The sequence below is a fragment of the Streptomyces sp. NPDC060205 genome (assembly GCF_042728395.1).
Taxonomy (GTDB): domain Bacteria; phylum Actinomycetota; class Actinomycetes; order Streptomycetales; family Streptomycetaceae; genus Streptomyces.
The window spans coordinates 1-1732 of record NZ_JBHWZP010000618.1 but is presented as its reverse complement, the minus strand read 5'-3'; the positions used below and the strand labels follow the sequence as shown (position 1 = coordinate 1732).

General features: G+C 72.5%; 1 protein-coding gene. It reads left to right on the top strand.

The annotated features are described in order from the left end of the window. The first annotated feature begins 187 nt into the window (after positions 1-187). Positions 188-1546, top strand: coding sequence for a sensor histidine kinase (locus ACFWGJ_RS43540; protein ID WP_387334522.1), 1359 nt, complete (start codon positions 188-190; stop codon positions 1544-1546). The last annotated feature ends 186 nt before the right edge of the window (positions 1547-1732 follow it).

Sequence of the window (1732 nt, the reverse complement as noted above, 5' to 3'; positions counted from 1 at the left end):
GGCGGGTTCTGGGGCGTACGTACGTGTGCCCGTCCGCGGCCCCGGCGGGGGTAGGGAAAACCCCCCTGCCGAGACGCCGACGCGCTCCATGTTCCGCGGGCGCCGCACGCAGCACAGTGGAGTTACACCAGCGGACGGCTCAGCTGAACGCACGCGAGCAGCTGACGAACAGGAACGGACGGCGGCCATGGCCTCGGAGTACGGACAGGGATACGGGTGGGACGACGGCCCCGGATTCCGGGGGGAGGGTACCGGGGAGCGGTGGCACCGGCTCCCCACCGCGCTGCGGGCGCCGATCGAGGGCCGCAGCCTGCGTGAGTTCGTCTATCTGATGCTGAGCCTGCCGCTGAGCATCCTCATGTTCACCTTCGCCGTGACGATGATGTCGCTCGGCGCGGGCCTGCTGATCACCTTCCTCGGTGTCCCGGTCCTCGCCGCGGGCCTCGCCGGCTGCCGCGGACTGGGCGCGCTGGAACGGGCGCGCGCCCGCGGCCTGCTGGGGCTCGACGTCGCCGCGCCGGAACCGCTGCGGATGCGCAAGCGCAGCCCCATGGGCTGGATGGGGGCGACCCTGAGGAGCGGCGCGTCCTGGCGCCACCTCCTCTACACGGTCATCCACTTCCCGTGGGCCGTGTTCGCCTTCTCCGTGGCCATCACCCTCTGGACGACCGGCTGGACCCTGCTGACGTACCCGCTGTGGTTCTGGGTCTTCCCCATGTCCGGTGGCCAGGACGGACTGCAGCTGTACGGGGACGAGGGCCACCACGTCTACCTGGACAACCCCTTCGAGATCACCGTGACCGCGCTGGTCGGACTGCTGCTCACGCTGGCGACGCCGTGGATCGTACGGTCGCTGACCCTGGTGGACCGGCTCCTCGTGGGCGGCCTGCTGGGCCCCTCGAAGCTGGCCACGCGCGTGGTGGAGCTGGAGTCGGACCGGGGCGTCGTGGTCGACACGGCGGCGGCCGACCTGCGGCGCATCGAGCGCGACCTGCACGACGGGGCGCAGGCCCGGCTGGTGGCGCTGGCGATGGATCTGGGGCTGGCGAAGGAGAAGCTGGCGGAGGACCCGGAGGCGGCGGCACGGATGGTGGGCGAGGCGCACGGCGAGGTGAAGACGGCGCTGCAGGAGCTGCGGGATCTCGCCCGCGGGATCCATCCCGCCGTGCTGACCGACCGCGGTCTCGACGCCGCGCTGTCCTCGGTCGCCTCCCGGTGCACCGTGCCCGTGCAGGTCGAGGTCGATCTGCCGGCCCGGCCGGCGCCCGCCATCGAGGGGATCGCGTACTTCACGGTGTCCGAGCTGCTGCAGAACATCAGCAAGCACGCGCGGGCCACGCGGGCGACGGTCGACGTCTGGCGGATCGAGAACCGGCTGATGCTTCAGGTCGTCGACAACGGGGTCGGCGGGGCGGATGCGGGGGCGGGGTCCGGGCTTGCGGGGCTTGCGGGGCGGCTCGACGCGGTGGACGGGATTCTCGTGGTCGATTCGCCTGTGGGCGGGCCCACCCGGGTGACCGCGGAGTTGCCCTGGCGGGCGGCCTGAGGGCTCGCTTCCCGGAGGCGGGCTTTTCCTTCCCCGGCCCCGCCCCCTCCCGAAACCTGGGGCTTCGCCCCCGGCCCCCCTCAAAGATCAAAAGATTGCGCCGTTCCCCGCGCCCCTTGAGAAGGGGCGCGGGGAACTGGGCGACCAGCCCCCACGCGCCCGCGGACGGCAACAGCCCCGAGCAGC

Coding starts and splice junctions, on each gene's coding strand:
- ACFWGJ_RS43540 (WP_387334522.1), top strand. CDS start 188: ATGGCCTCGGAGTACGGACAGGGATACGGGTGGGACGACGGCCCCGGA.